At 66.8% G+C, this 24,899-nt stretch carries 21 protein-coding genes, 1 pseudogene and 3 riboswitches; of the genes and pseudogenes, 11 read left to right on the top strand and 11 right to left on the bottom strand.

Going from position 1 to position 24,899, the window contains the following annotated elements; genetic code table 11:
- Positions 1 to 20 precede the first annotated feature (20 nt).
- Together ACFOYW_RS06010 and ilvD are read left to right on the top strand one after the other, a co-directional pair.
- Positions 21 to 1,487: pseudogene (locus ACFOYW_RS06010) on the top strand (alpha,alpha-trehalose-phosphate synthase (UDP-forming)).
- Between the two features lie 101 nt (positions 1,488 to 1,588).
- Positions 1,589 to 3,481, top strand: a complete 1,893-nt coding sequence (gene ilvD / locus ACFOYW_RS06005; protein WP_390227872.1) for a dihydroxy-acid dehydratase — start codon at positions 1,589 to 1,591, stop codon at positions 3,479 to 3,481.
- A gap of 41 nt (positions 3,482 to 3,522) precedes the next feature.
- Here the strand turns inward: ilvD and ACFOYW_RS06000 are convergent, their stop codons facing one another.
- Positions 3,523 to 4,641: a glutamate--cysteine ligase gene (locus ACFOYW_RS06000; protein WP_390227871.1), complete on the bottom strand. Its 1,119-nt coding sequence runs from the start codon at positions 4,639 to 4,641 to the stop codon at positions 3,523 to 3,525.
- A 102-nt stretch (positions 4,642 to 4,743) separates the two neighbouring features.
- Entirely contained in the window at positions 4,744 to 5,961 is a 1,218-nt protein-coding gene (locus ACFOYW_RS05995; protein ID WP_390227870.1) for an Nramp family divalent metal transporter, read from the bottom strand.
- A 414-nt stretch (positions 5,962 to 6,375) separates the two neighbouring features.
- On the opposite strand from ACFOYW_RS05995, the gene ACFOYW_RS05990 reads away from it, so the two are divergent.
- Entirely contained in the window at positions 6,376 to 6,666 is a 291-nt protein-coding gene (locus tag ACFOYW_RS05990; RefSeq protein ID WP_390227869.1) for a DUF211 domain-containing protein, read from the top strand.
- Entirely contained in the window at positions 6,667 to 7,212 is a 546-nt protein-coding gene (locus tag ACFOYW_RS05985) for a hypothetical protein (protein ID WP_390227867.1), read from the top strand.
- Positions 7,213 to 7,329: 117 nt separating this feature from the next.
- Here ACFOYW_RS05985 and ACFOYW_RS05980 read toward each other — a convergent pair whose 3' ends face one another.
- The 3 genes from ACFOYW_RS05980 to ACFOYW_RS05970 are packed head-to-tail and all read right to left on the bottom strand — an operon-like array spanning position 7,330 to position 10,360.
- Entirely contained in the window at positions 7,330 to 7,656 is a 327-nt protein-coding gene (locus ACFOYW_RS05980) for a hypothetical protein (protein ID WP_390227866.1), read from the bottom strand.
- Positions 7,653 to 10,010, bottom strand: coding sequence for a dynamin family protein (locus tag ACFOYW_RS05975; protein ID WP_390227865.1), 2,358 nt, complete (start codon positions 10,008 to 10,010; stop codon positions 7,653 to 7,655). Before ACFOYW_RS05975 ends, ACFOYW_RS05980 begins: the two co-directional genes overlap by 4 nt.
- On the bottom strand, positions 10,007 to 10,360 hold the full coding sequence (locus ACFOYW_RS05970; protein ID WP_390227864.1) for a hypothetical protein: 354 nt from the start codon (positions 10,358 to 10,360) through the stop codon (positions 10,007 to 10,009). Before ACFOYW_RS05970 ends, ACFOYW_RS05975 begins: the two co-directional genes overlap by 4 nt.
- Before the next feature lie 298 nt (positions 10,361 to 10,658).
- Between ACFOYW_RS05970 and eno (ACFOYW_RS05965) the strand changes: the two genes are divergently transcribed.
- From eno (ACFOYW_RS05965) to ACFOYW_RS05955, 3 genes are all read left to right on the top strand, one after another.
- A complete protein-coding gene (eno, locus tag ACFOYW_RS05965; RefSeq protein WP_390227863.1) occupies positions 10,659 to 11,915 on the top strand; it encodes a phosphopyruvate hydratase in 1,257 nt (418 codons plus the stop codon).
- Between the two features lie 127 nt (positions 11,916 to 12,042).
- Positions 12,043 to 12,118: riboswitch (Fluoride riboswitch) on the top strand.
- A gap of 78 nt (positions 12,119 to 12,196) precedes the next feature.
- On the top strand, positions 12,197 to 13,621 hold the full coding sequence (gene glnA, locus ACFOYW_RS05960; RefSeq protein ID WP_390227861.1) for a type I glutamate--ammonia ligase: 1,425 nt from the start codon (positions 12,197 to 12,199) through the stop codon (positions 13,619 to 13,621).
- Between the two features lie 18 nt (positions 13,622 to 13,639).
- The gene (locus ACFOYW_RS05955) at positions 13,640 to 14,098 is read left to right on the top strand and encodes a HEAT repeat domain-containing protein (protein WP_390227860.1); all 459 of its coding nucleotides are present in this window, start codon (positions 13,640 to 13,642) and stop codon (positions 14,096 to 14,098) included.
- Between the two features lie 239 nt (positions 14,099 to 14,337).
- Here the strand turns inward: ACFOYW_RS05955 and ACFOYW_RS05950 are convergent, their stop codons facing one another.
- Both ACFOYW_RS05950 and ACFOYW_RS05945 read right to left on the bottom strand, forming a co-directional pair.
- Complete coding sequence (locus tag ACFOYW_RS05950; protein WP_390227859.1) at positions 14,338 to 15,846, bottom strand: MutS-related protein; 1,509 nt, start codon at positions 15,844 to 15,846, stop codon at positions 14,338 to 14,340.
- A complete protein-coding gene (locus ACFOYW_RS05945) occupies positions 15,843 to 17,399 on the bottom strand; it encodes a MutS-related protein (RefSeq protein WP_390227858.1) in 1,557 nt (518 codons plus the stop codon). The genes ACFOYW_RS05950 and ACFOYW_RS05945 overlap by 4 nt, the downstream gene beginning before the upstream one ends.
- 40 nt (positions 17,400 to 17,439) lie before the next feature.
- Positions 17,440 to 17,505, bottom strand: a riboswitch (Fluoride riboswitch).
- Between the two features lie 482 nt (positions 17,506 to 17,987).
- Here ACFOYW_RS05945 and ACFOYW_RS05940 point away from each other — a divergent pair.
- From ACFOYW_RS05940 to ACFOYW_RS05930, 3 genes are all read left to right on the top strand, one after another.
- Positions 17,988 to 18,584: a hypothetical protein gene (locus tag ACFOYW_RS05940; RefSeq protein WP_390227857.1), complete on the top strand. Its 597-nt coding sequence runs from the start codon at positions 17,988 to 17,990 to the stop codon at positions 18,582 to 18,584.
- Between the two features lie 264 nt (positions 18,585 to 18,848).
- Positions 18,849 to 19,355: an inorganic diphosphatase gene (locus ACFOYW_RS05935; RefSeq protein WP_390227856.1), complete on the top strand. Its 507-nt coding sequence runs from the start codon at positions 18,849 to 18,851 to the stop codon at positions 19,353 to 19,355.
- A 3-nt stretch (positions 19,356 to 19,358) separates the two neighbouring features.
- Positions 19,359 to 20,597, top strand: a complete 1,239-nt coding sequence (locus ACFOYW_RS05930; protein ID WP_390227855.1) for an MFS transporter — start codon at positions 19,359 to 19,361, stop codon at positions 20,595 to 20,597.
- Here ACFOYW_RS05930 and crcB read toward each other — a convergent pair.
- The 4 genes from crcB to ACFOYW_RS05910 all read right to left on the bottom strand — a co-directional run bounded on the left by crcB (position 20,590) and on the right by ACFOYW_RS05910 (position 23,603).
- Positions 20,590 to 20,973 (bottom strand): fluoride efflux transporter CrcB, encoded by a 384-nt coding sequence (gene crcB / locus ACFOYW_RS05925; RefSeq protein ID WP_390227854.1) that lies wholly within the window; start codon positions 20,971 to 20,973, stop codon positions 20,590 to 20,592. The two genes, ACFOYW_RS05930 and crcB, sit on opposite strands and share 8 nt — an antisense overlap.
- The gene (locus tag ACFOYW_RS05920; RefSeq protein WP_390227853.1) at positions 20,970 to 21,530 is read right to left on the bottom strand and encodes a fluoride efflux transporter FluC; all 561 of its coding nucleotides are present in this window, start codon (positions 21,528 to 21,530) and stop codon (positions 20,970 to 20,972) included. Before ACFOYW_RS05920 ends, crcB begins: the two co-directional genes overlap by 4 nt.
- Complete coding sequence (gene eno, locus ACFOYW_RS05915; protein WP_390227852.1) at positions 21,517 to 22,770, bottom strand: phosphopyruvate hydratase; 1,254 nt, start codon at positions 22,768 to 22,770, stop codon at positions 21,517 to 21,519. Before eno (ACFOYW_RS05915) ends, ACFOYW_RS05920 begins: the two co-directional genes overlap by 14 nt.
- 74 nt (positions 22,771 to 22,844) lie before the next feature.
- Positions 22,845 to 23,603: a 2,3-bisphosphoglycerate-dependent phosphoglycerate mutase gene (locus ACFOYW_RS05910; RefSeq protein WP_390227851.1), complete on the bottom strand. Its 759-nt coding sequence runs from the start codon at positions 23,601 to 23,603 to the stop codon at positions 22,845 to 22,847.
- Positions 23,604 to 23,779: 176 nt separating this feature from the next.
- Positions 23,780 to 23,853: riboswitch (Fluoride riboswitch) on the top strand.
- 86 nt (positions 23,854 to 23,939) lie between these two features.
- Between ACFOYW_RS05910 and ACFOYW_RS05905 the strand changes: the two genes are divergently transcribed.
- Positions 23,940 to 24,899: a respiratory chain complex I subunit 1 family protein gene (locus tag ACFOYW_RS05905; protein WP_390227849.1), complete on the top strand. Its 960-nt coding sequence runs from the start codon at positions 23,940 to 23,942 to the stop codon at positions 24,897 to 24,899.

The following is a 24,899-nucleotide window of genomic DNA, read 5'->3' as shown; positions in this document are numbered from 1 at the left end:
CGCAGAGGTTGGGAGATTACATGGATCCGGTAGTGCGTGATCGATATGACTTCGTCGTCGTATCTAATCGCCTCCCCGTTCGACACGCCGTCGATGCAAGCGGCAGCCTGGCGTGGCGGCGCTCGCCCGGGGGCCTCGTCACGGCGCTGGAGCCCGTCCTGCGAGCTGAGAACGGCGCCTGGGTCGGATGGGTCGGAGAAAGCGACGTCGACGTCGAGCCGTTCGTCAATGACGGGATCCATATCATTCCGGTTGCCCTCGCCCGCGGCGACGTCGCCAACTATTACGAAGGTTTTTCGAACGGGACCCTCTGGCCGCTGTATCACGACCTCATCGCGCCGCCGAAATACGAACGTCAATGGTGGGACCGCTACGTCGCGGTCAATCAGCGATTTGCCGACGCCGCGGCGACGGTGGCCTCGGACGGCGCGATCGTCTGGGTACAGGACTACCAGCTTCAACTCGTGCCCCAGATGCTGCGCCGCGCACGGAGCGATCTCACGATCGGGTTCTTCAACCACATCCCGTTCCCGCCGTACGGCATCTTCGCCCAGTTGCCGTGGCGGTTGCAGGTCATAGAAGGTCTCCTCGGGGCGGACGTTATCGGCTTTCAACGCGTCACAGATGCTCGCAACTTCTTCGACGCCGCCGAACGGACGGGGCACGTCTCAAGGCCCCCCTATGTCGAGGTCGTCGGTCAGCAGCCTCATCGGACGCTGGCCAAGGCATTCCCCATCTCGATCGACGTGGCGAGCTTCGATGCACTCGCCCGTCGCCCCGACATCCAAGCGCGGTCGCGAGAAATCCGCGCTGAGCTGGGCAGTCCGACAACGATCATGCTCGGCGTCGACCGCCTCGACTACACGAAAGGAATTGGCCACCGCCTTCGCGCCTAAGGCGAGCTCCTAGCCGAGGGGCGGATCAACGTAGAGGAGGTGGCGTTGATCCAGGTCGCGATCCCCAGCCGCGAAGGCGTACCCGCGTACGTGGCGCTCCGTGACGAGATGGAGCTGACAGTCAGTCGCATCAACGGCGACTTCGCCGCCATCGGACATGCCGCGATCGATTACCACCACCATGACTACCCACGCGAGGAGGTCGTGGCGCTCTACCTCGCCGCTGACGTGATGCTCGTCACCGCGCTTCGTGATGGCATGAACCTCGTGGCGAAGGAATACGTGGCCAGCCGCATTGATGAGCACGGTGTGCTCGTCCTCAGCGAGTTCGCCGGCGCCGCAGACGAACTGTGCGACGCACTGCCCGTCAACCCCCACGACATCGAGAACATGAAAGCGGCGATCCTTCGTGCGATCCATATGGGTTCGCAGGAGCAGCGGCGGCGTATGCACGCTCTTCGCCAAGTCATCCGCGCCAACGACATCGACCGTTGGTCACGCGAGTTCCAGGCAGCCCTCCGAGCGGCGGAAAGCGGCACCCAGCAGAGCGCACGCGGTCGCTGCGGTAACAGAGCGAGGGCCCGTTCCTGACCCGAACCGATCCGAACACGCATGCTGAGACGGGCTGGTGCTCCCGCTACTAGTGTTGCCGCCGTCTTCCACGCCGGGCGCGGCAGCGGCACCGTGAAAGCATGCCGACGCCTCTTCGTTCCCGCACTGTCACCCATGGTCGAAATATGGCCGGTGCCCGCGCGCTGCTGCGCGCGGCCGGCGTCGCCCGTGAGGACTTCGGCAAGCCGATCGTCGCGGTCGCTAACAGCTTCACCGAGTTCGTGCCCGGCCACACGCACCTGCAGCCGATAGGGCGTGTCGTCTCCGAGGCGATCGGCGCGGCCGGCGGCATCCCGCGCGAGTTCAACACGATCGCGGTCGATGACGGCATCGCGATGGGCCACTCGGGCATGCTCTACTCGCTGCCCTCGCGGGAGCTCATCGCGGACTCGGTCGAGTACATGGTCAACGCCCACCAGGCCGACGCGCTCGTGTGCATCTCCAACTGCGACAAGATCACCCCCGGCATGCTGATGGCCGCGCTGCGGCTGAACATCCCGACCGTGTTCGTCTCCGGCGGCCCCATGGAAGGCGGCCGCACGGTGCTCGTCGACGGGACGGTGAGGAAGAGCCTGAACCTGATCTCCGCGATCACCGACTCGGTGTCGACCGAGCTGTCAGAGGAGGACCTGCTGCGGGTGGAGGAATCCGCGTGCCCGACGTGTGGCTCCTGCTCGGGCATGTTCACCGCCAACTCGATGAACTGCCTGGTGGAGGCGCTCGGCCTCGCCCTCCCCGGAAACGGCTCGACCCTCGCCACGCACACCGCCCGCCGTGCGCTCTACGAGGGCGCCGGTGCGACCGCCGTCGCGCTCGCGCAGCGCTTCTACGACGAGGACGACGCCTCCGTGCTGCCGCGTGCGATCGCAAGCCGGGACGCGTTCGAGAACGCGATGGCGATGGATGTCGCGATGGGCGGCTCGACGAACACGATCCTGCACCTGCTGGCCGCAGCCCAGGAGGCGCAGCTCGACTTCACGCTCGAGGACATCGACGCGCTCTCAAGGCGGGTGCCCTGCATCAGCAAGGTCGCCCCCAGCAGCGCCTACCTGATGGAAGACGTGCACCGGGCCGGCGGCATCCCCGCGATCCTCGGCGAGCTCGACCGTGCGGGACTGCTCAATCGCGGGGTGCGCTCGGTCCACGCGCCGGGACTCCCAGTGTGGCTGGAACGCTGGGACGTGCGCGGGTCCCTTCCTTCACCCGAAGCGATCGAACTGTTCCACGCCGCGCCCGGCGGACGGCGCTCGGCGAAGGCGTCCTCGCAGTCCGAGCGCTGGGAGAGCCTCGACCTGGATGCCGAGAGCGGATGCATCCGCGACGTTACGCACGCCTACTCGGCCGACGGGGGGCTCGCGATCCTCAAGGGCAACCTGTCGGAGGACGGCTGCGTCGTGAAGACCGCGGGCGTCGACGCGTCGATCCTCACCTTCACCGGCCCCGCCGTGGTCCTCGAATCGCAGGAGGAGGCGATGGACGCGATCCTGGGCAAGCGCGTGCAGGCCGGCGACGTCGTCGTGATCCGCTACGAAGGCCCGCGCGGCGGCCCCGGCATGCAGGAGATGCTCTACCCCACGTCGTTCCTGAAAGGTCGCGGGCTCGGGAAGGCATGCGCGCTCGTCACGGACGGGCGCTTCTCCGGTGGCACCTCAGGCCTGTCCATCGGCCACGTCTCCCCGGAGGCGGCAGCCGGCGGCACGATCGCACTCGTCGAGGACGGCGACGCGATCACGATCGACATCCCGACCCGCTCGATCACCCTGCAGGTCACGGATGCCGAGCTGGAGGAGCGCCGCGCCCGGCTCCTGGCCTCCGGCGGCTTCCGGCCCCGGAACCGCGACCGAGTCGTCTCGGCCGCCCTGCGCGCGTACGCGGTCATGGCGCTCTCCGCGGACAAGGGGGCGGTACGTGATATCACCGCGGTCGAGGCGGCGATGGCAGGAGCAGGTGTGAGCTTGTCACCGGCCCGTTGACGCCGGCACGCGAGGCAGGAGCGAACGAGCCTTCACCGCGCTTATGCGGGCTCCGGGCGGGGTGAGAACGTCCCTGTCGTGGCGTGGGTGCGTGCGATTGCGTCGGCGACCACGGCTTGGAGCGAGCTTGTGCGGTGGAAAGCGGCACGTTGCAGTTGCGCCCCACTCTGACCGCTGGCAAGCCTCGCGAGTTCGCCGTGGACGCGCTCCACGTTGCCCGATCGCTCGAGTGCGTGGGAAACGTGCGAGAGGAGAGCGTTGACGACGACGGACGCTGGCCGCAGCGTGCGCTCCAAGGGGTGCACGAGATCGCCGGATAAGCCGCGGAGGGCCGCTTGCCAGCTATCGAGGCGTAACTCTGCAGCGGTGACATCAGGCGCCGGACGTCCGTCGCGCCACTCCTGTGCTGCGGTGTCGACGAGCGCGCGGGCGAGCATCGCGATCGCCGTGGCGGTTTCGGAGCCGGCGCAGATATCGGCGACCCGGATCTCAACGGTCGGGTGCGCACGAGCCAGCCGGGCATCGAAATAGAACATCCCCTCGTCCAGGAGCACCCCCGTTGACCGAAGCCGGCGAGCATGGTCCTCATAGCCGGTCGGTGATCCGAGCAGAGGTAGAGGCCCGGCTGAGGGCCACTGCCTCCAGGCAACGGACCGGTAGCTGGCATACTCGGTGTCCTCGCCATCGGCGTAGGGCGAGTTGGAGCTGAGCGCGAGCAGCACCGGCAGCCATACACGGATGCGATCGAGGACCGCCACACCTTCCTCCGGCGAGTCAATGGAGACATGCACATGGCAGCCGCAAACGAGAGTGCGGCGAGCGGTGATGCCGTAGCGGGCGGCCATCTGCTGATAGCGCCCATGCATGGTCGTGTGCGGAAGGACCGCAATCGGCGAGGTGGCGAGCGCGACGGCGCGGGCGCCGATCTCCCGTGCTGCCGCATCTGCGCGGGCGCGGCCCTCGACGATCTCGGTGTGGAGCTCGTCGCCGGACAACGTCGGGCGGGTGACGATCTCGATCATCTCCTGCTGAAGTTCGGCCGTCAGATCCGGGACCCCGGGGGCTGCCTCTCGGTCCAGGACGTATGTCGCGATGGCCACCGGGGCACCGGTTTCCTCACTTACCAGGAGGAGCTCCTCCTCAACGCCAACGCTGCGCATGCGAGCAGTCTCCCTCCGATATCAGCGCGGCCCGCATGGGCTTGCTGAACGACGGCTTCATGCGGACGATCTCCCTTACTTCCGGATCTGGCTGCCGCGGTCTCACGAGAGGGTCGTCCAGATCAGGTACACGTTCAGGATGACGATCAACGCGACCGCGCCGGTCGCGGCCCACGTGATTAGCCGACCATTGACGAGAGAGCCCATGAGTCGGCGCTTGCGGGTGTGCAGCAGCAGCGGGATCAACGCGAACGGAATTCCAAAGGACAGCAGCACCTGGGAGACGATGAGCACCGAGGTGGTGTTGACTCCCACGGCGAGAACGGCCAGCGACGGAAGCATGGTGATTGCCCTGCGCCAGAAGAGCGGGATGCGCCAGTTCATGAACCCCTGCATCACGACCTGCCCGGCGTAGGTTCCGACGGTTGAGGACGCGATCCCGGAGGCGGCCAGCGAGATCGCAAAGGCCAGAGCAGCACCGGCCCCGACGACCGCGCCCAGGTGCTGATAGATCGACCCCAGGTCGCTCGCGCCGCCTGCGTTGCGTCGAAAGAAGAGCGCTGCGGCGATCCAGAGCATGACGAGGTTGATGATCCCGGCCCCGCCCAGCCCGCCGATGCAATCCCACTTGCTGTACCTGTTCAGCGTCTGTGCCTCAGCATCATTGCCAGGACGGATCCGGGTTGCGTGAAGCGCCGAGTGAAGATAGATGACATGCGGCATCACTGTGGCGCCGATGATGCCCACCGCGAGTGTCTCCGACCGGCTTCCCTCGATACGCGGCAGGATCCCGTCAAGGATCCCGGTCACAGATTGGTGGCCTACGGCGATGAGGTCGTAGATGAAGCCCGCCGCCACGCACAGGAGCAGTGCGACGATCGCGATCTCAAACGGGCGATAACCCTTCTGCTCGATCAGCAGGATCGCGAACGACACCGCACCCGTGATCAGCCCGGCCGGCAACAGCGGGATGGCGAAGACCAGATTCAATCCGAGCGCCGCCCCGACGAACTCGGCGAGGTCGGTCGCAATCGCAACGGCCTCTGCTTGCACCCACAGAACGGCGTTGACCGCTGGCCGGTACTCGGCGCGGCAAACTTCCGGCAGGCTCATGCCGGTCGCGATTCCGAGCTTGGCCGACAGGTACTGGCACAGGATGGCGATCACGTTCGCGAGGACGACGACCCAGACCAGCAGGTAGCCGTGCTGCGCGCCGGCCTCGAAGTTCGTCGCGAAGTTTCCCGGGTCAACGTATGCGACGGAGGCGACGAACGCGGGTCCGAGAAGAGATACCGCACGATGTACGCGTCCCTCGGCCATGACAGTACCGAAGGCCCCGCGAGCCTGATGGAAGGATGTCGTGATCCGCGGCTCTCGGCGAGCGCGCACATCGGTACTGTCAGTCATGCTCCCGTTTTCCTGCCCGGTTTCGCGCCTGGTGTTGCCTAGATGACGCGAAACGTGGGTAGGAGCCATCAGCGGGGGCAGTTCGGGCGGCTGGCCTCGCCCCGGTGGGATCCATCACCGTCCGGTCAAGACTACCGTTCGCTCCGTTGTCGACACTGGGCTTGCCCGAAGCCGGTCACAGGCTGTAAATACCATTCGTTTCGGCACCGGCTCCCGTCGTCGCCGTCTTGGCGCATATGCTGAGCACGGCGATGGACCTCGCCGGAACCAGGACTGGTTCGAACCGCGCTTGAGCTAATAGGCCCTACCTTCCGAACAGGAGGTAGCGTGAGCGCGCCCATTCGACGCCTTGCCCTTGATGTCGACAAAGTCGTGGACCGACCCGAGATGGTCGGTCTCGCCCGGACCATCGCCGAGGTCTCCGGAGTGGCGGCCGTGAACATCACGGTCAACGAGATCGACATCGAGACCGTCGGTACGGTCGTCACCGTGGAGGGCGACGACATCGACACCGATGCCCTGTTCGAGGCGATCGAGAAAGCCGGGGCGGTCCTCCACAGCATCGACGAGGTCGTCGCCGGGGAACGGATCATCGACCACGTCTCACGCGTACGCTGAATGAGCAGGCGAATCCGGCTGCGCCAGCTCCCGGTCCTTCCTCTCGTGCTGGGCGTGACTGACGGGATCCTCAACGCGCTCACGCTCGCAGCCGGAGCGATTCTGCGCGGGACTGGAGACGGGCTGAACATTGAACTGGCCGGCCGGGTCGGTGCGGCGTCCTGCGTGACCGCCGCGTTCACCATGTTCGTCGCCGACTACGCCGAGCGCCGCACCCGACTCGTCCGCGCCTCTCGGGAGCTGAACCTGACGGAACCGGGACGGCTCGCAGCTACAAGCCTCGGCAGGACGGTCGCCCGCGAGTCGACGATCGCCGCGGGACTCGCCGCCATCGCGAGCCTCGTGGGCGCCGCAGGCCCCCTATTGCTGGGAACCCTTCTGCCCGTCCCGCCGTTGGTTGCGCTCGCGATCACGATTCTGCTGCTCGGCGTCCTGGGCTGGCTGATCGGTGCCACGCTGACGGCACGCAAGCTGCGTTGGGCGATCGTCATGCTCATCGGCGGCATCGCGGTCACCGTCATCGGAGCCTGGTTGGACATTGCGTGATATCTGCACGCTTCCTCGTCGTGCGGGCCCCGATAAATAGACGGAGCCTCGCGCGCTCTTCGATGAGCGCTGAACAGAGATGAGACTGGCGCTCTCAAGGAGGAGGAGGCGCCCTGCTCAAGGCTGAGCGATCTCCCCCGTGTCGGCAAGGACGCCCATGGCGATGTCTTCGGCGGCGCCAATGTCGACCGTCGCTACCCAGACGTCATATGCGGCCGCGTCGCTGTCCGGCGTGTGATGGTCTGCCGGCGCGGTCCAGGCAGGCATGCCAGCCTCCCCCAGAGCTTGTAGCATCCGTTCGGCCTGACGTCGAGCCACCCGCGCGAGCTGTGCCCAAGTGAGGGCGTCGAGCCCGTTGCCGTGCCCGTATGGCGGGAGCCAGTATGCCCGGCTCAACTGCAGAAACTCGGCGGCGCCGATCGGCCGCTCTTGGCTGGCGCTCATCGTTCGAAGCTGATCTCGTCCCGTTCGCTCGCGGTGCTGAGCGGCATCGCGAGGGCGGGGTCGGCTGCCAGCAGCATGAGCGTCTCGCGATAGGCGCGGGACTCTTCAGCAGTCAGCAGACTTCGGGTGAGGGCCTCGCGTTTCAGCGCATAGCTGCGCATGTCTTGCGCGTGGCGGGTCAATGTCTCAGCGAGCTCGCGCGTGAAGGCCTCCACCAGTGGGCGACTCACTCCGGACTCGGCCGCGCGGGCGAGATGTCGCAGGCACACGGTATCGCCCTCGTGAAGCTCGCGAAGTGCGGCGGACTCTGCCTGAAGGATCGCCGCGCATACCGGACAAGAACGTGGATCAGGGTCGATGACATCGGGTAGTGCGCCACCGTGCTGGAGCGAGTTGGTCAGAGCCTTTGCGGTTGCCTCGGCTAGCGATGCGAAGGCGGCGGAGATGCCCAGGGGCGAGGTCATGCTGGCGTAGGACCAGGTGTGCGCAGGACACAGACCTTGGGCGTGGGCCAGAGCGATCTGGTCGGCCTCTCTGGTCGCTAGGCCGAACTGGCGTTGGCTGAGATCCTCGACCAGTGCCGCGCGCTGCCGGCCACACACCACACAGCCGATCTCCCGATGCCCGTCAATGGCAGAGCCGTCGGGCACGTCTAGCGCGTCGGGCTCGTCGTTTGTCTCTGCCGCCCCCACGGTCCCCCGCGGGCCGGTGGTTTCCGCTGTTGAGGCGGCCAGCGTGGCGGCGAGGTCGGTCAGGTGCGTCTCGGCACGGGTGAGAGCGTCGAGCTGGGCGCGGCTTACGGGCGTGGCAAGGTACGCGTCGAGCCGCGCCGCTTCCTCTCGGGTGCGCTGCCTCGTCTCGGCCTCGAGCATGCGCAGCCACTGCTCTGCCTGCGCGTCGAGACCGTCCCGGAATCGGGCGAGGAACTGCTCGACCTCCTCCTCGCGCCGCTCTGCGGCCCGGCGTTCGTGGCCCGGCCACCGACTCTCGTCAGAAGCGGCTGCGGGCCCGGCCAAGCGGGGCGGCGAAATCGACGGGAGCGACGCCGGAACCCACGGGGCGTGAAGCGCCCTCTCGGACGCGGACGCTTCACGCGCCGCGCGTGGTTGCGTCAGCATCGACAAGGCGGCCTCAAGAGGGGTTGTCGTGGTCCCCGCAAGGCCAGCCAACTCCGGAGAGGCAGCACGCACGGCCTCCTCGGTGAACCGCCCGGTGCGCGCGGCAACCCAATTCTCCACGTCCCCGTCGGTCGCACCGCCCAGAGCTGCCACGTCGGCGAGCCAATCCGGGGCGTTCCACAACGCTTCCACGTGCTCCTGCAGGCGTGTGCGGACTCGGTTCAGCGTCTCCGCTTGTGTTCGGGCCGCGAACGCGCGGGCATCGGCGATTCGGCTGCGCACGGATGCCTGCTCTTCCGGTCCGGCTGTCGCGTACCGCTGCGCCAGGGTCAGCAGGGTGCCCTGGGTGCGGGCGAGGCGTTCGCTGGCCTCGCGCACATTGCTCAGGGTGAGGGGCGCGCGCATGGTTGTGACGAAGTCGGCCAGACGAGTGCGGAACCCGCCGATCCCCCCGTCGTCGGCATGGGAGTCCAGGGAGTGCGCGGACTGGATACCGTGCAGGGCGGAGAGGGCTGCGACCTCCGTGGTGTCGGGCGGCCGATGAGCGGACAGAACCTCGCGCACGGCGGCGGTCACCTCCTCGGCCTCCTGTGGCGTCACAAGGTCACGCTTGTTCACCACGCAGAACAGGTGCGCCGTCGCGGGGAACTGTTCCAGGAGGCGCAGGTCGGTGTCGTTGATGGCGGAGTCGGCGCTGGTGACGAACACGATCGCGTCTGCCTCGGCGAGGAAGCCCATTGTGATCGCCGAGGTGGCGGCGTCGATTCCTCCGACACCCGGAGTGTCCACGAAGGAGATCCCGAGGCGCAGCAACTCCGCAGGGATCCGGATGTTGACGGCGGTGATCTGCTCCTCGGTCCGTCGAGCGCTCTGCCGGGCGACTAGCTGCGGCACATCGGCAAGAGGGACCGGCAGGTCGATGTCGCTTCCTCGGCGGCGGTAGGAGGCATCCGTGTTGCTGCCGTATTCGATGCGGGTGAGGACGGAGGTCAGCGGCAATGCTCCTGTTGGCAGGTACTCGGCGCCGAGTAGCGCATTCAGGAGCGTGGTCTTGCCGCGGCTGAACTGCCCGGCCACGGCCACCGTGAATCGGTCTCGCGCCAGGCGGACCAGGAGCTCACGTACCGAGGCCTCCAGCACTGGGTCGCGTCGTTCCCTGGCCAAGTGCAGTTGGGCCCGCACCACGTCTCCCAACTCCAGGCGCAGATCCCTGTATTTCTGCAGCGCGTCCCTCACAGATGCGCCTCCGCAGCGGGTGCGTCGATGAGAGCCCGTGCCCGCACTGCACGCGCGGCGTCTGCCGGTGTCGCATACGGAATGCCGTTGCAGCGCGCCGGCCGCCTCGGCATGCCGACCCACCCGGCAAAGCCGATGGGCTGAACGATGACCCGGTAGACACGCCCGATCGGGCGCCCGTCGTAGGCGACCACGTAGACCGAGGACACGTCGGCGCACATGGGCGCGAAACTCAACCCGGGCACGTCGCGGAGCGACGCCAGCGCTGCCTCTTCGAGAAGGAGAAGATGCTCTCGGGCGACCACGTTCTCTGCCTGCATGAGCGTGGACGATTGCGGTGAGACGTTCATGATTCCCTACCCCTCTCGCGTCGGCGAGTTTCAAGGTAGGGACCGTTGGCGGCGTGTTCCGCGTCGTGGCGGTGAGCCCCTCCACCGCTACTGCATTAACGTCCAGGGTACGCCTATGCTGGCGCTGGCGATGGACCTCGCCGGAACCTCGCGGTTCGAACTGCGCTGCGCTGATGGGCCCTACCCCCGACCGGCTGGGGAGGAAGCTTGAGCGCGCTCTCTCGTCGGGTGGCTTTCGACCCACATCGTCGATGGCCGAAGCGTAGGAACGTCTTCGGTAGAGAGAACTGGAGCAACCGTGAGCATCACCGTCAGCAACGTCCACGCCGTCGAGATCCTGGACTCCCGATCCCGGCCGACCCTGGCGGTCACCCTGGAGACCGACAGCGGGATTCACGTCCGCGCCGGTGTCCCCGCCGGCGCCTCGACAGGCACCCGCGAAGCCGTCGAACTGCGCGATGGTGACCCTCACCGCTTCCTGGGCCAAGGGGTGCTGAAAGCAGCGGCATCCGTCAACGGCGAGATCCTTCAGACGCTGCGCGGACGAAGCTTCGCCACGCTCACCGACCTCGACCAGGCCCTGATCGACCTGGACGGCACGGAGAACAAATCCCGACTGGGCGCGAATGCGATCGTCGGCGTCTCCATCGCCGCCGCACGCGCCTTCGCCGAGACCGCCGGCGTGCCGCTGTGGCGCTCCTTCGTCGGCGAGGTGAACGAGCCGCGCATGCCGGTCCCGCACTTCAACGTCATCAACGGCGGCGTGCACGCCCTCAACGAGCTCGACTTCCAGGAGTTCATGATCGCCCCCATCGGTGCCCCGAACATGGCCGAGGCCGTCCGCGCCGGCTCCGAGGTCTACACCGCTCTCCGCAAGATCCTGCACGAGCAGGGCATGGCCGTCGGCCTCGGCGACGAGGGCGGCTTCGCCCCCGAGATCGCCCAACCGGAAGACGCACTCGACCTCCTGGTCAAAGCGATCGGCGCCGCCGGCTACACGCCCGGCCTCGACGGCATCGCGATCGCGATGGACCCGGCATCCAGCGAGTTGTACCACGACGGCGCCTACCACGTCGCCGGCACCGTGTTCTCAAGCGACGAGATGATCGAGCGCTACGCGCAGATCGTCGACCGCTATCCGGTCTGGCTGCTGGAGGACGGATTGGCCGAGTCCGACTGGGATGGCTGGCAGAGGCTCACCGACCGCCTGCAAGAAAAGGTCGAGCTGGTCGGCGATGACATCTTCTGCACCAACCCGAAGATCATCGCAGAGGCGATCGAAAAGCACGTCGGCAACGCCTCCCTCATCAAGGTCAATCAGATCGGCACCGTCACCGAGACACTCGAGGCGATGCGGGTAGCACGCGACGGCGGCTACGCCCAGTTCGTCTCCCACCGCTCCGGCGAGACCGAGGACTCCTTCATCGCCGACCTCACCGTCGGCACCGGTGCCGGACACCTCAAGACCGGCGCTCCCGCTCGAGGAGAGCGTGTCGCCAAGTACAACCGCCTCGTCGAGATCGCGGACAGCGTCGAACTCCCCTACGGGCTGTAGCAGCGCCACCGTCATGCCGCACCGCCCCCGCCCGGCGGTGCGGCATGCGACTTTCAGCCAACTGCTGCGCGGACAGGCGCGGGAGAGGACGAAGCGAAGGTCGAGGGGCCTGCCGTCATCCGCTAGCATCAGTCGTGGCGATGGATCCCGCCAGAACGTCTTCGGTCGTTCGAACCGCCCGAGCTGATGGTTCCTACTCTCCCTGCGGAGGGTAGTTGAGCGCGCCGGCGGTCGGATTCTCCTCGGGGGCCCACATCCTGTACCCCTCCTGGAGACCACCCGTGTTCAAAACCGCCAGCGACGTGCTCGCTTTCATCAAGGAACAGGACGTGCGCTTCGTCGACGTCCGCTTCACCGACCTGCCGGGTGTGCAGCAGCACATCACGATCCCGGCCTCCACCGTGGACGAGGCCTTCTTCGCAGAAGGCATCGCCTTCGACGGCTCCTCCATCCGCGGCTTCGCGAACATTCACGAATCGGACCTTCAGCTCATCCCAGACCCGTCCACCGCCTACCTCGACGCCTTCCGCAAAGAGCGCACGCTCAACCTCATCTTCGACATCTACAACCCGCGCAACGGCGAGATCTACGCGAAGGACCCGCGCCAGGTCGCCAAGAAGGCCGAGAAGTACCTCGCCTCCACCGGCATCGCCGACACCGCGTTCTTCGCCCCCGAGGCCGAGTTCTACATCTTCGACGACGTCCGCTACGAGGTGAAGCAGAACGGTGCGTTCTTCCACGTCGACTCCGAAGAGGGCGCCTGGAACTCGGGTCGCGTCGAGGAGGGCGGCAACCTCGGCAACAAGACCCCCTACAAGGGCGGCTACTTCCCCGTCTCCCCCGTCGACAAGCAGGCCGACCTGCGCGACGACATCTCGCTGAAGCTGATCGACGCGGGCCTGGTGCTGGAGCGCGCGCACCACGAGGTCGGCACCGGCGGCCAGGCGGAGATCAACTACCGCTTCGACACGATGGTGCACGCGGCCGACGACATCCTGAAGTTCAAGTACATCGTCAAGAACACGGCCGAGCTGTGGGGCAAGACCGCCACGTTCATGCCGAAGCCCCTCTTCGGCGACAACGGCTCGGGCATGCACACCCACCAGTCGCTGTGGAACGGCTCGCAGCCGCTGTTCTACGACGAGGCCGGCTACGGCGGCCTCTCCGACATCGCCCGCTGGTACATCGGCGGCATCCTGACCCACGCGCCGGCCCTGCTGGCGTTCACGAACCCGACGGTGAACTCGTACCACCGCCTCGTTCCGGGCTTCGAGGCGCCCGTCAACCTGGTCTACTCGGCCGGAAACCGCTCGGCGGCCATCCGCATCCCGATCACGGGCACGAACCCGAAGGCCAAGCGCATCGAGTTCCGCGCACCGGACGCGTCCGGCAACCCGTACCTCGCCTTCGCGGCGCAGCTCATGGCGGGCCTCGACGGCATCCAGAACCGCATCGAGCCGCACGAGCCCGTCGACAAGGACCTCTACGAGCTTCCCCCCGAGGAGGCCAAGCAGATCCCCCAGGTCCCCGGCTCGCTCGACGCCGTGCTCAACGCGCTCGAGGCCGACCACGACTTCCTCACCAAGGGCGGCGTGTTCACCGAGGAGCTCATCGAGACCTGGATCGAGTACAAGCGCGAGAAGGAGCTCAAGCCCCTCGCTCAGCGCCCCCACCCCTTCGAGTACGAGCTCTACTACGGCGTGTGACCCACGGGTGAGCTGATCATGGCCTTCTACTGCTGGGCCTGCTACGGGCGCAACGACCACACCACGGGAGCGTGCGTGCATTGCGGCCACGAGATCAGCCCACCCGCCGAGGCGACGGAGACGCAGCGCCTGATCTGGGCGCTGCGTCATCCGGACCCGGATGTCGCGATCATCAGCGCCCGCCGCCTGGGCGCCGAAGGCAACGCCGAGGCGGTCTCTGCGCTTCGCGAGGCAATCGATCGGCCGCCCGACCCTTACGTGGCCGGTGAGGCGTTGCATTCGCTACTCGCCCTCTCCACAGTCGACAACGAGAAGCAGTTGTTGGAGCGACTTGCGGCCGGTGGTCCGTTCATGCTGCGGCGGCAAGCCGAACGCGCACTCGCCGCTGCCCCGGCTTCCTCGCCAGTAGCCGACGACGGTGAAGCCCGCGAAGCCGGCATCTCGGGTGTCGCAGGCGACTCCGGAGTCGGCGTCTAACCTCCTGCCAATCCACTCTGGCCACGAAGGCACACTGGCTTCTAGCCGCCGCGCGGCCGGCGTCATCCCAGATGTCCCCCGGCCGCGTATTCGCGGGATCTGACCGGATGGCCGCCACTTGTGCGGATCTCTGACGAGACGCTCGCCGTTTCATCCAGGGCCGGCATCGAGGTTTCTCAGGCAGCAGAATCTCAATGAAATCATCGTGTCGCCGGCCGACGCGCGAGATGACCCGCCGTTCAGGAGTCGACCCGGTCCTTAGCGGTGTGAGGGTCGTGCCCGAAGATGCGCTGGTAGAGGTCGTCGCCGTAGCTGGTGGGCAGTGGTTCGCCTTCGATGAGCTTGAAGGTGCGCTCGCGTTCGGCGCGCAGGAAGTAGGTGTCTTCGTTTCCGGTGAAGCTGTGGGCGAGGTCGTATTGGTGGGTGACGAACACCACGCGGATGTGATTGTCCAGCAGGGCGTGGATGACCTGGCGGCCGATCTCGGAGCCTTCGCGTTCGTTGGTGGCCGCGAAGGACTCGTTGAAGAGCATGATGCTGCCGGGCTTCAGGTGCTGGACGATGTCGTGCATGCGCACGAGCTCCTCGTCGAATTTGCCGCTGGTCATGCTCTCGTCCTCTTCGCGCTTGAAGTGGGTGAAGAGGCCGGACGCGACACTGAGGCTGAGCGATTCGGCGGCGACGAACATGCCGGCCTGCATCATCAACTGCGCCAACCCCACGCTGCGCAGGAAGGTGGACTTGCCGCCGCGGTTGGCGCCCGTGACCATGATCAGCGGCTTGCCGTCGGCGCGCACGTCGTTGCCGGTCACCGGGTCGTCGCTGACGAAGGCGAGGCTCACGTCGTAGAGCCCGTCGCTGGAGAACGCGTCGTCCTCGGCGGGCGCCGGGTCGGGGAACGCGAACGGGTGCCCCTTGCTCTCGAGGATGTGCTGGGCGTTCAGGCAGCCGAGGTAGAAGCCGAGCTCGAGGCGCATCATCGCGAAGAAGCTCAGAATGTGGTCGGTGGAGCGTGCCAGCGCGTCGGCGACGAGGTTGAGACCCCGTCCGCGCATCTCGGTCAGCGCGTTCGCGCCGGCCTCGTCGCGGTCGGCAATGCGGAAGTACGGGTCCGGATGCGTCAACGAGTTGATCCGGTCGGAGAAGCTCTGCCTCTCCTGGTTCGGACGGCGCAGCACGAGCGCGCTCACCTTGCCGCCGTGATCGAGGCCGGCGCTGATGAGGACGCCATTGCGGAAGCGGAGGCGGCGCAGGTGCCGGTCGATCTCGGCGAAGTAGTCGTCGTCCAGCTCGTCGAGCGTCATCCGGAAGAAACGCCCGAAGCCGGCGGACTCGAAGTCGCCTTGATGCTCGGCGGCGATCTGCCGCAGGGTGCGCAGCATCGAGACGAAGATCTCGAGCACCTCGATGGCGCGCTGCAGGATCGCGGCGGGGTTCCGGTCGCTCATCCATCCGTAGACCTTCCGCTCCCGCGTGATCGCCTCCACCGCCAGGTCGTACAGCTCGCGGACGACGGCCTCCTGCCGCTGGCAGTCCAGCAGCACCTCCTGCCGGTACCGGATCTCCTCAATCGTGGTGAGCGGCTCGAGCAGCACACGGGAAGCGACCTCGGCGAGGAAGCGATCGCCCTGCGCCATCGCCGTCACGAGAGGCGTCAGTTCGACGTCCTGCACGATGGCTTCCGCGTTCCACGGTGGCTGCGGGGACTCGGGCAGGTCGTGGTCGGCGAACAGCAGCCAGGTCTTCATGAGGCGATCCGTTCCGTGAGCTGGTCGTGGGTGAGCCCGTACTTCTCCGCGAGCGCGACCGCGTAGGCGAGGCCGTCGGCGGGGCGGCGTTCGAGCTTGAAGGTGCGGGTCGCCGGCTCAGCAGGATCTACGGCGGCGACCATGCTCACGGTCGTGTCGCTCAGCGTGGTCAGCTCGTCGATGAAGGTCACGCACAGGGCGAGGATGTCCCGCTCGATGATCTCCTGCAGCACGGCCGTGCCGAGCAGGATGGCGTCGTCCAGGGTCGTGGAGTTGAAGATCTCGTTCATCACGATGATCGAGTCGCCCGTGGCGGCCTGGAGGATGTCGTGGATGCGCACGAGCTCGTCTTCGAGCTTGCCGTGCAGCGTGGTGATGTCCTCCTCCTTTTCGTAATGGGTGAACAACTGGTCGAAGAGGAACAGCGCGGCATCCGTGCCGGGCACGGGTAGACCGAGGTTCGCCAGCCAGTGCAACTGCCCGAAGGTGCGGGAGAAGGTGGTCTTGCCGCCCTGGTTGGCGCCGGTGACGACGATGACCCGCTCGTTCTCCTCCAGATGGAAGGAGTTCGTGACCACGGGCTTCTTCTCGGAGACAAGCTTGTCCGCAAGCGCCAGGTCGAAGACGTCGCTCGCGCGGGAGGCCTTGTCCCGGGTCACGCGCGGCATCGTGAAACTCAGACCGGCCGCCGACACGCGCTCGGTGTGCTCGAGGTAGCTGAGGTAGAACTGCAGGCCCCGGTCGGTGTCCGCGACGGCCGGGTCCACGTAGCGGTCCTGGTTCTCCCGCACGTACCGGTCGAGCGCGGCGAACGTCTCCGGGTTCGCCTTCGCGACGAGCTCCAAGGTGTTCTCCTCCACCGTGTCCAACCACAGAGAGCTGCGGAACTGCACGAGATGGTCCTTCACCTCGCCCTGCCGGAAACGTGCGAACGTCGCCTCGACCTCCGCGCTGTAATCCGCCTGATCCGCGTACGGGGTGACGGTCACCTTCAAGCCGTCCAAGAGCATGGTGAAGCGGATCGCGTCCAGATCCGCACGGATCTTCTCGCCCTGCTCGGCCAACCGCGTGAACTCCGGGCCTGCGACATACGCCTGCAGCCAGTCGCGCAGCCCCTGCATGCCCGAGGACTCCAGCTCGTCACCTGCGAGGGCCTCGGCGAAGTCGCGCACGGCGTGCTGGTACGTGAGCATCGCCGACAGCAGCCAGAACTCCTTCTGCCGCGCGGCATACAGCTTGGAAAGCTGCGCCAGCCGGCTGCGGTGCGTGGTCATCGCCTGCGCGAAAGCGGTCGCGTGCGCGTGCACCTCGTCCCGGGCGAGATCCGCGTAGACCTGCTGCCGGTACTCGACCTGCTGCGTGCTCGTCAAAGACGTATAGAAGATCGGCTCCAGCCGATAGTCGTCACGGCCGCTCGTGAGCGTCGCGACGATCTGGTCCAGGTTCAGGTCGTGGAAGCACGACGGCTCCTCCGACACGAGCGCCGGCACGCCGCTGGTGTGAGGGAAGAGGATGCTGCGGAAGTCAGCGGGCTTGTGCTGCGGGTCTGTCACGGGGTCTGCTCCTACCTGTGGTCATGCGTGACGCATGGTGCTGCAGGTAGAAGCCATCAGCGGACCGTTCCGCGGTTATACGGCGAGCCTCATCGCCGCCCTCAGTCTGCACCCTGCACGCGGGTTTCGCCAGGTTGCCCGCGCGACTTGCGGGGCCTGGGGCGTGCACGAGCCCCTTGAACATGGAGTTTCCGTGGCGGCGACCATGAGCCATACCGCCGCCTCGTCAGCCGGGGGCTTCCACCCAAGCGGTGTTTTCTGATAATGATTGCGACGACGGAATATCCGTCACGGTGGTGGGGCCCACCGTAGATAACCGCGATCAACGTCGACAACGGTCCCTATCCGGTGCGTTTCTATGCGTCCGAGATAGGAGGAACTGAGTCCGGATGATCGAGTCGCCACACGTCGGAAGACACCGGCGCTTCGCAGCAGAGCGCGAGGCCGAGACGGACGGCATGCGTCACGGCTGACAGGCGTGACCGAATCCGGCGTCAGCTATTGGCGTCACTTCGTGTCCGGGCGAGCAGCGTATTCAACGCAGAATCACGCGCCGTGCCAGATAACTCAACGAAAGCGAATGGAACTATGGCGAAAACAGAATCGACCCTGACCACGTGGCGCGCCTACGGAGGTGGCGGGCTCCTGATCGGCGGATTCTTGTGGCTCGTCGCCGTGATCGTGTGCCAGCTCGCCTCCAGCACGGACACCGCATTCCGATGGGTTGAGCTCGTCGGTCTCATCGTGGTCGGGCTCGGCTTCATCGTGCTTGCCATCGGGCGTTCGGGCTCGAACCGCATTGTCGGGAAGAACCTGGTGGGAAAGATAGCGTTGTGGGTGGCCGCGTTCGGCTTCCTGGTCTGGGGCATCTGGGACATCGTCACCCGCAGTTTCCCCGACGCCACCAAGCTCCCTGACATAGCCCAATGGATCATCGCGATCGCGATCTTCGTGGGCACGGTAGTGGCTGCCGTGACCATCCAGTGGCGGGGCGTGGCCGGCCCGATCGGGAAGTGGGCGCTGTACGCGGTCGCGCTCCTCGCCCTCCTTTTTCTCCTGCTGCCTTTGTTCAGCGTCACTGGCCTGGGCGTGTGGTGGGTGGGGTTCATCTTCGCGATCATCACCGCCCTGACGGGACTGGCTTACTTCCTGAATCCGTGGCCGACATCCCCGACAGGGGAATAATCCGAGGCGGGCAGTGCCGCTGCGGACAACTCATCCCGCAGAGACCACTGCCCGCCGGCTCCCAGAGTCCCCGCCCCAGGATGATGACGCGCGACCACCACGGGAATCCATCTACTCCCGCAGGCCGCGCACACTGCATGGGCTACCACTTTCGGAGGGCGCTAGCATGGGTTCCACGGTGATGGATCCCGCCGAGCCGATTCCCGGCTGAACCGCCCTCGTGCTGATGGCTTCCTACCCCCTGAGATCAGGAGAGGTGGAAGCATGTCCGAATCGGCGCTCGAGATGGTCGTGGAGATCCCGCGCGGAGGCCGCAACAAGTACGAAGTCGACCACAAGTCCGGGCGGGTGAAGCTCGACCGGACCCTGTACACGCAGATGGTCTACCCCGCCGACTACGGCTTCATCGAGCACACCCTCGCCGACGACGGCGACCCCATCGACGCCCTCGTGCTGCTGGAAGAGCCGACCTTCCCCGGCGTCCTCGTCGACGTGCGCCCCGTCGGCGTGTTCCGCATGGAGGACGAGAACGGCAAGGACGCCAAGATCCTCGCCGTGCCCGCCAGCGACCCCCGCTGGGCGTGGGTGGACGACATCGACGACGTGCCCGCACCGACGAAGGACGCCATCGCACACTTCTTCACCCACTACAAAGACCTCGAGCCCGGCAAGTTCGTCAACGTCCACGGCTTCGGCACCCGCGCCGAGGCCGAGGCACTCGTGCAGGCGGCGGTCCACGCTTACCGTCTCGCCGATAGCTACGAGAGCTGAACGGTGAGCCGCACCAACCCCGGCCCTGACCGGCCGGGCCGTCGCCGGCCACGGTGGCTCACGCTCGGGGTGACCAGCATCGGGGCGACCAGTTTCTTGTCCGACACCGGGCACGAGATGGTCACCGCCATCCTGCCGAGCTTCATCACGAGTGTCCTCGGCGGATCGGCCGCCGTCCTCGGCGTCATCGAAGGGTTCTCCGACGCGCTCACCGGACTCAGCAAGCTCGCCGGCGGCCCCCTGGCCGACGACCCGAGGCGGCGCCGACGCATGGCCTCCGGCGGATACACCGTCACCGCAGTCGCCACCGCCGCCATCGGCCTCGCGGTCGCGACCTGGCAGGCCGGCATCCTGCGCGGCATCAGCTGGGCCGCCCGCGGCTTCCGCTCCCCCGCCCGCGACAGCATGCTCGCCACCCTCGCCGCCGAAGGCGCTACCGGTCGCGCCTACGGGGTCGAGCGCGCCGGTGACAACCTCGGCGCCGTCATCGGGCCGCTCCTCGGCGGGGCGCTTGCCACCTGGATCGGCATCCGACCCACCATCTGGGTCTCCGTCATCCCCGGCCTCCTCGCCGCTGTCGCCATCGGCATCGCCGCCCGACAAGCGCGCCGCATCGTCGCCGACGCCCCGGAAGGCAGAGTCCGGCTGCTGGCCGGGTACCGGCGGCTGCGCGGCACCGGGTTGTTGCGCGTGCTGATCCCGATCGCCCTCTTCGAGGGCGGCAACCTCGCCGCCACCCTCCTCATCCTGCGCGCCAACGAACTCCTCATCGCCGAAGGCCTCCCGACCACAGCCGCGATCGCGCTGACCACCGTCCTCTACGCCGCCTACAACGCCGCCGCGGCGCTGCTGTCGATTCCCGCCGGAGCGCTCATCGACCGCATCGGCGCCCACACCGTCCTCGCTCTCGGCGCCGCGGCCTATGTCGCCGCATATCTCGGGCTCGCGTTCACTAAACCTGCCTGGGGGCTCGTCCTGCTGTTCTTCGTGCTCGGCGGCATCGGGATCGGACTCGGCGAGACCGCAGAGTCGACGCTCGTCGCCCAGCATGTTCCTGACGCGATGCGCGGCTCCGGATTCGGCATGCTCGGCCTCGTCCAAGCCGGCGGCGACCTCACCGCCACCGTCGTCGGCGGCGCCATCTATACCGCAGCTGGCGCCGCGGCCTGCTTCAGCTACGCCGGGGCGTGGATGGCTGCCGCGGGGATCACGGCGGTCCTCGTCCGGCCGAAGACTAGATGACGCTGCCCACCCACAGGCCGAGCAGTCCGACCAGGACCGTGACGGCAATGATCGCGACCCCGTTGGTCAGCGCCATCGTGTACTCGCGGTCCTGAACCAGGCGCATCGTCTCGATGCTGGCGGTGCTGAAGGTCGTGTAGCCGCCCATGATCCCGGTGCCGAGGACCAGCTCCCAGCTCTGCGACAGCACCGTGGACAGCAGCAGCCCCGTCAGCACGCCGAGGATGAAGGATCCGGTGACGTTGATGACCGCGGTCCCGAACGGGAACACCGTACGGAAGCGCCCACGAATCAGCCCGTCGATGACGAAGCGCGCCGCGGCGCCGATGCCGCCGGCCACGCAGATGCCGAGAAAGACGAGAGGGCTCGGGCTCACTGCGCCTGCCCCTTCGGCGTGGTCCCCCACCGATGCGCCTCAGCGGCCGCCGCGATGCCCGCGAATCCGGCCGCCGCCCCCGCGATGACGCTGATGAGCGCGTAGAAGATCCCGACGACGGCGTGACCACCGGTGATCGCGGTCGCCGTTCCCACCGCCAGCGTGCTGTACGTCGTGTAGCCGCCCATGAAGCCGGTGCCGATCAGCAGCCGCAGGCGGCGTCGGTGGCCTTCGTCGGGGCCGAGGCGGCGCAGCAGCTCGAGGACGACACCGAGCGCGAACGCGCCGGTGATGTTGATCACGAAGATCCCCATCGGGAACGCGCCCAACGGCGGGATCACGAGACTGAGCGCCTCACGCACCCCCGAGCCGACGGCACCGCCGAGCGCGACGATGCCGACATAGCTCCACCGCAGATGCACCGGACGTGCGGGCCTTGCCGGCCTGATGTCATCGACCTCGACATCGCTGTCGACAGGTAACTCGTCGACGTGCTCCGCCTGTCGCAGGCTCTCGTTGTTCTCGTCCAGCCTGTGTCCCTTTCTATTCGAGTCCATAGCGCAGCGTGGGTTCCTGTTTCTCGATCCGCATCAGTCGGTTGTATTTGACTACTCGCTCGCCGCGCGCCGGAGCGCCGGCCTTGATTTGGCCGACGCCGGTACCGACGGCGAGGTCGGCGATGAAGTCATCGCCGGTCTCGCCCGAGCGGTGGGAGATCATGCATCTCATGGAATTCTGGCGTGCGACCGCGATCGCGTCGAATGTCTGGCTCACGGTCCCGATCTGATTGAGCTTGATCAGGGCGGCATTGGAGTAGCCGTTGTCGGCGCCGGATTGGATGCGTCGTGCGTCCGTGACGTAGAGATCGTCGCCCACGATCTGGACCTTGTCGGAGATGCGATCGAAGAGGATGCCCCAGCCTTGGTGGTCGTCTTCGGCGAAGCCGTCCTCGATGCTCCACAGGGGGTAGTCGGAGGCGAGTTGCACGTAGTAGTCCGCGAGTTGCTGCCGGTTGAGGTCTTTGCCGCCCAGCCGGTACACCCCGTCGCCGCGGTAGAAGCCGTTGGCGGCCGAGTCGATGGCGATCTTGACCTGATCAGTGGTGTAGCCCGCCGCGAGGATCGCGTCGGTGAGCAGATCGAGCGCCTCGCTGGGGTGGGAGATGGGCGGGGCGAATCCGCCCTCGTCTCCGAGGCCGACTCCGCCATATGCAGAGTTCACTTTGTTCGCGAGGACGTGGTAGATCTCGCTGCCGGCTTGGATCGCGTGTTCCTCGTTCGCGGCGCCGATCGGGGCGAGCATGAACTCTTGAAAGTCCAGTTCATTGGCCGCGTGAGCGCCGCCGTTGAGGACGTTGAAGTGCGGCACGGGGAGGAGCGCGGTTGATCCTGTGACGGCGCTGATCCACCGGTAAAGGGGGAATCCGGTGGCGTATGCCAATCCCCGTGCCGCAGCCATTGAGACGGCCACTGTCGAGTTCGCCCCGAGACGGGACAGGTTCGGGATGCCGTCGAGTTCCCGGAGTGCGTCGTCGATCTCTGTGATGCTGGTCCACGGAGTGGACATCAGGAGTTCTGAGATTTCACCGGTCACTGCGGCCACTGCCTTGTGAACGCCTCGACCTTGGAACGAGTGGCCGCCATCACGGACCTCAGCAGCTTCAAAAGCACCCGTGGACGCACCTGCGGGTGTTGATGCCACCACTGTTGTCCCGTCGTGAAGAGTCAGGGACACCTGTAGGGTTGGCCAGCCGCGCGAGTCAAGGATCTGTTCGGCGTCTACGGCGATGACAGTCATGGTGGTTCCCGGGACGCCGGGGTATTCACCGACGAGTTCGATCGGGGATGAGCCTGCTGACGACGGATTGTTCATCATGTGCCTCCTTGTGCTGCGACTTCGGCCGCGGCGGCCAGGGCGGATTCTTCGTCGAGATAGCGGCCGCCCCTGGCGACGGGCGTGAGCTCAGGAGTGAAGTCGTACACCAGCGGATGCCCCGTCGGGATGTTCAAATCGGCGATCTCATCGTCGTCGAGCTTGTCCAGGATGGCGCACACTGCTCGCAAGGAGTTGCCGTGGGCGACCAGAAGGATGCTCTCTCCCGTGCGCAGCCGAGGAAAGACCCTCTCGCTCACGAACGGACCGAGCCGGGTAATCACGTCGCGCAACGACTCCGTGTAGGGCAGCGCCTCGCTAGGCAAACCATGGAAGGATGCCTGCGCGGCCAGCCGACGGTGCAGCGCCTCAGACATGCGGGGCGGCATGCCCGTGACGGAGCGGCGCCAGTGTCGGAACTGCTGACTTCCGTATCGGTGCAGCACGTCCGCCTTGGACTGCCCGGTCAAAGCCCCGTAACTGCGCTCGATGAGCCTCCAGTCGAACTCGACGCCCTCCAAGTCGAAATCGAGAGACGCGGCAGCGATCGTGGCTGAGGTGCGGGCGCGCCGCAACGGCGAGGAGAAGATCGCTGCAATCGCCACTCCCGCGGTGGCGACCAATTCCGCTCCACCCAGAGACTCTCGGATTCCGGCCGGCGTGAGCGGCACATCAAGAGCACCGGTGAACAGGCCGTTGGCGTTGGCGACGCTCTCACCATGCCGAAGCAGAACAAGCCGGCCCATCTCTTCGCCCACGCGTCACCTACCCAGATCGGTAGGATCCGTCAGCCAACAGGGCGGTTCGAGCATGATGCTCCGGCGGGGTCCATCGCCGTCGAATGCGACAGTACACGACTTCGCCGACATAGCGGCGCCGCTGCCGGCGGGTCAAGGGTGTGGCGTTCCTTGACCGGGCGTGATTGGTTTGGTCTACTGAATCCGGCGATGGAGCTCGCCAGGACGATGCCGTCCGAACCGCGCTTGCGCTGATAGCCCCTGATCCCCTCAACGGGAGAAGGAGCACGACATGCGCACAACTGCCAGGGCAGAAGCAGCCCTCGACGCAGGTGGCGCGCGTGCAGAGGTGGCCGCGTGCTGACCCTCTCGCCCGTCGTCACGCAGGTCCTGCAGGTGGCGACCATCGTGCTCGCCTCCCCCGGCATCACGGGTGTGATGGCGCAGGTGGAGGCGCGGATGCAGGGCCGGCGCGGCCCGCGCATCCTGCAGCCCTACTTCGATCTGGCCAAGCTGTTCCGCAAGGAAGCGCTCATGCCGGCCGGGGTTGGGCCGTTCTTCCTGCTCGCACCCGTGCTGGCCTTCGCCTGCTACCTGACGGTGCCGCTGCTGATCCCGGTGCTGACCACCTATGCGCTGCCGCTGGGCGACATGGGCGACATCCTCGGCGGCGGCATCATCCTCGCGTTCGCGAGCTTTGTCGTCGCCGTCGCAGCCGGCGAGACCGGGGATCCGTATGCGCAGCTCGGCGCGAGCCGCGCCAAGACCTTCGGGGCGATCACGGAGCCGGTGGTGCTGCTCGTGGTCTTCACCGTCTCGCTGCTGACCGCGACGGACCTGCCGTACGTGCTGGCGGCGACGGTGACGAGCGGGCCGGCGCAGATCGTGCGGCCCGCGCACCTGCTGGCGTCGGCCGCGCTGTTCATGGTGATCCTGTTCGAGACGGGCCGCATCCCGATCGAGACGCACTCGGGCACGATCGAGCTGGGGATGATCGAGGAAGGCCGCTCCTTCGAGCACTCCGGCCCGTATCTCGCGCTGCTGAAGTGGGGGTCGAGCGCGAAGCAGCTGATCTTCTTCACGATCTTCCTGAACGTGTTCGTCGCCCCCTGGGGGCTCGCCTCCACCCACAGTCTGGGGCGGGTGCTGCTGGCGATCGTGGCCCTTTTGGCGAAGGCGATCGTGCTGGGGGTCGTGGTGACGGTGATCGACAACACCTTCGCGAAGCTGCGCCTGTTCCGCATCACCGAGTTCGTCTCGGCGGCGTTCCTGCTGGCCGTGCTCGCGATCTTCACCCTCTATCTGGGAGGCGGCTAG

The organism is Gryllotalpicola reticulitermitis, from assembly GCF_042651345.1.
In the GTDB taxonomy this organism is placed as follows: Bacteria; Actinomycetota; Actinomycetes; order Actinomycetales; family Microbacteriaceae; genus Gryllotalpicola; species Gryllotalpicola reticulitermitis.
This window is presented reverse-complemented; position numbering and strand designations above follow the sequence as displayed.

Excerpts from the sequence above, each read along its gene's own strand:
- ACFOYW_RS05920 (WP_390227853.1), bottom strand. The coding sequence starts at position 21,530 with ATGGACTCGAATAGAAAGGGACACAGGCTGGACGAGAACAACGAGAGC.
- ACFOYW_RS05980 (WP_390227866.1), bottom strand. The coding sequence starts at position 7,656 with ATGAGCGCCAGCCAAGAGCGGCCGATCGGCGCCGCCGAGTTTCTGCAG.
- ACFOYW_RS05935 (WP_390227856.1), top strand. The coding sequence starts at position 18,849 with ATGTCCGAATCGGCGCTCGAGATGGTCGTGGAGATCCCGCGCGGAGGC.
- eno (WP_390227852.1), bottom strand. The coding sequence starts at position 22,770 with ATGACTGTCATCGCCGTAGACGCCGAACAGATCCTTGACTCGCGCGGC.
- ilvD (WP_390227872.1), top strand. The coding sequence starts at position 1,589 with ATGCCGACGCCTCTTCGTTCCCGCACTGTCACCCATGGTCGAAATATG.
- ACFOYW_RS05955 (WP_390227860.1), top strand. The coding sequence starts at position 13,640 with ATGGCCTTCTACTGCTGGGCCTGCTACGGGCGCAACGACCACACCACG.
- ACFOYW_RS06000 (WP_390227871.1), bottom strand. The coding sequence starts at position 4,641 with ATGCGCAGCGTTGGCGTTGAGGAGGAGCTCCTCCTGGTAAGTGAGGAA.
- ACFOYW_RS05940 (WP_390227857.1), top strand. The coding sequence starts at position 17,988 with ATGGCGAAAACAGAATCGACCCTGACCACGTGGCGCGCCTACGGAGGT.
- ACFOYW_RS05970 (WP_390227864.1), bottom strand. The coding sequence starts at position 10,360 with ATGAACGTCTCACCGCAATCGTCCACGCTCATGCAGGCAGAGAACGTG.
- ACFOYW_RS05995 (WP_390227870.1), bottom strand. The coding sequence starts at position 5,961 with ATGGCCGAGGGACGCGTACATCGTGCGGTATCTCTTCTCGGACCCGCG.
- ACFOYW_RS05985 (WP_390227867.1), top strand. The coding sequence starts at position 6,667 with ATGAGCAGGCGAATCCGGCTGCGCCAGCTCCCGGTCCTTCCTCTCGTG.
- ACFOYW_RS05950 (WP_390227859.1), bottom strand. The coding sequence starts at position 15,846 with ATGAAGACCTGGCTGCTGTTCGCCGACCACGACCTGCCCGAGTCCCCG.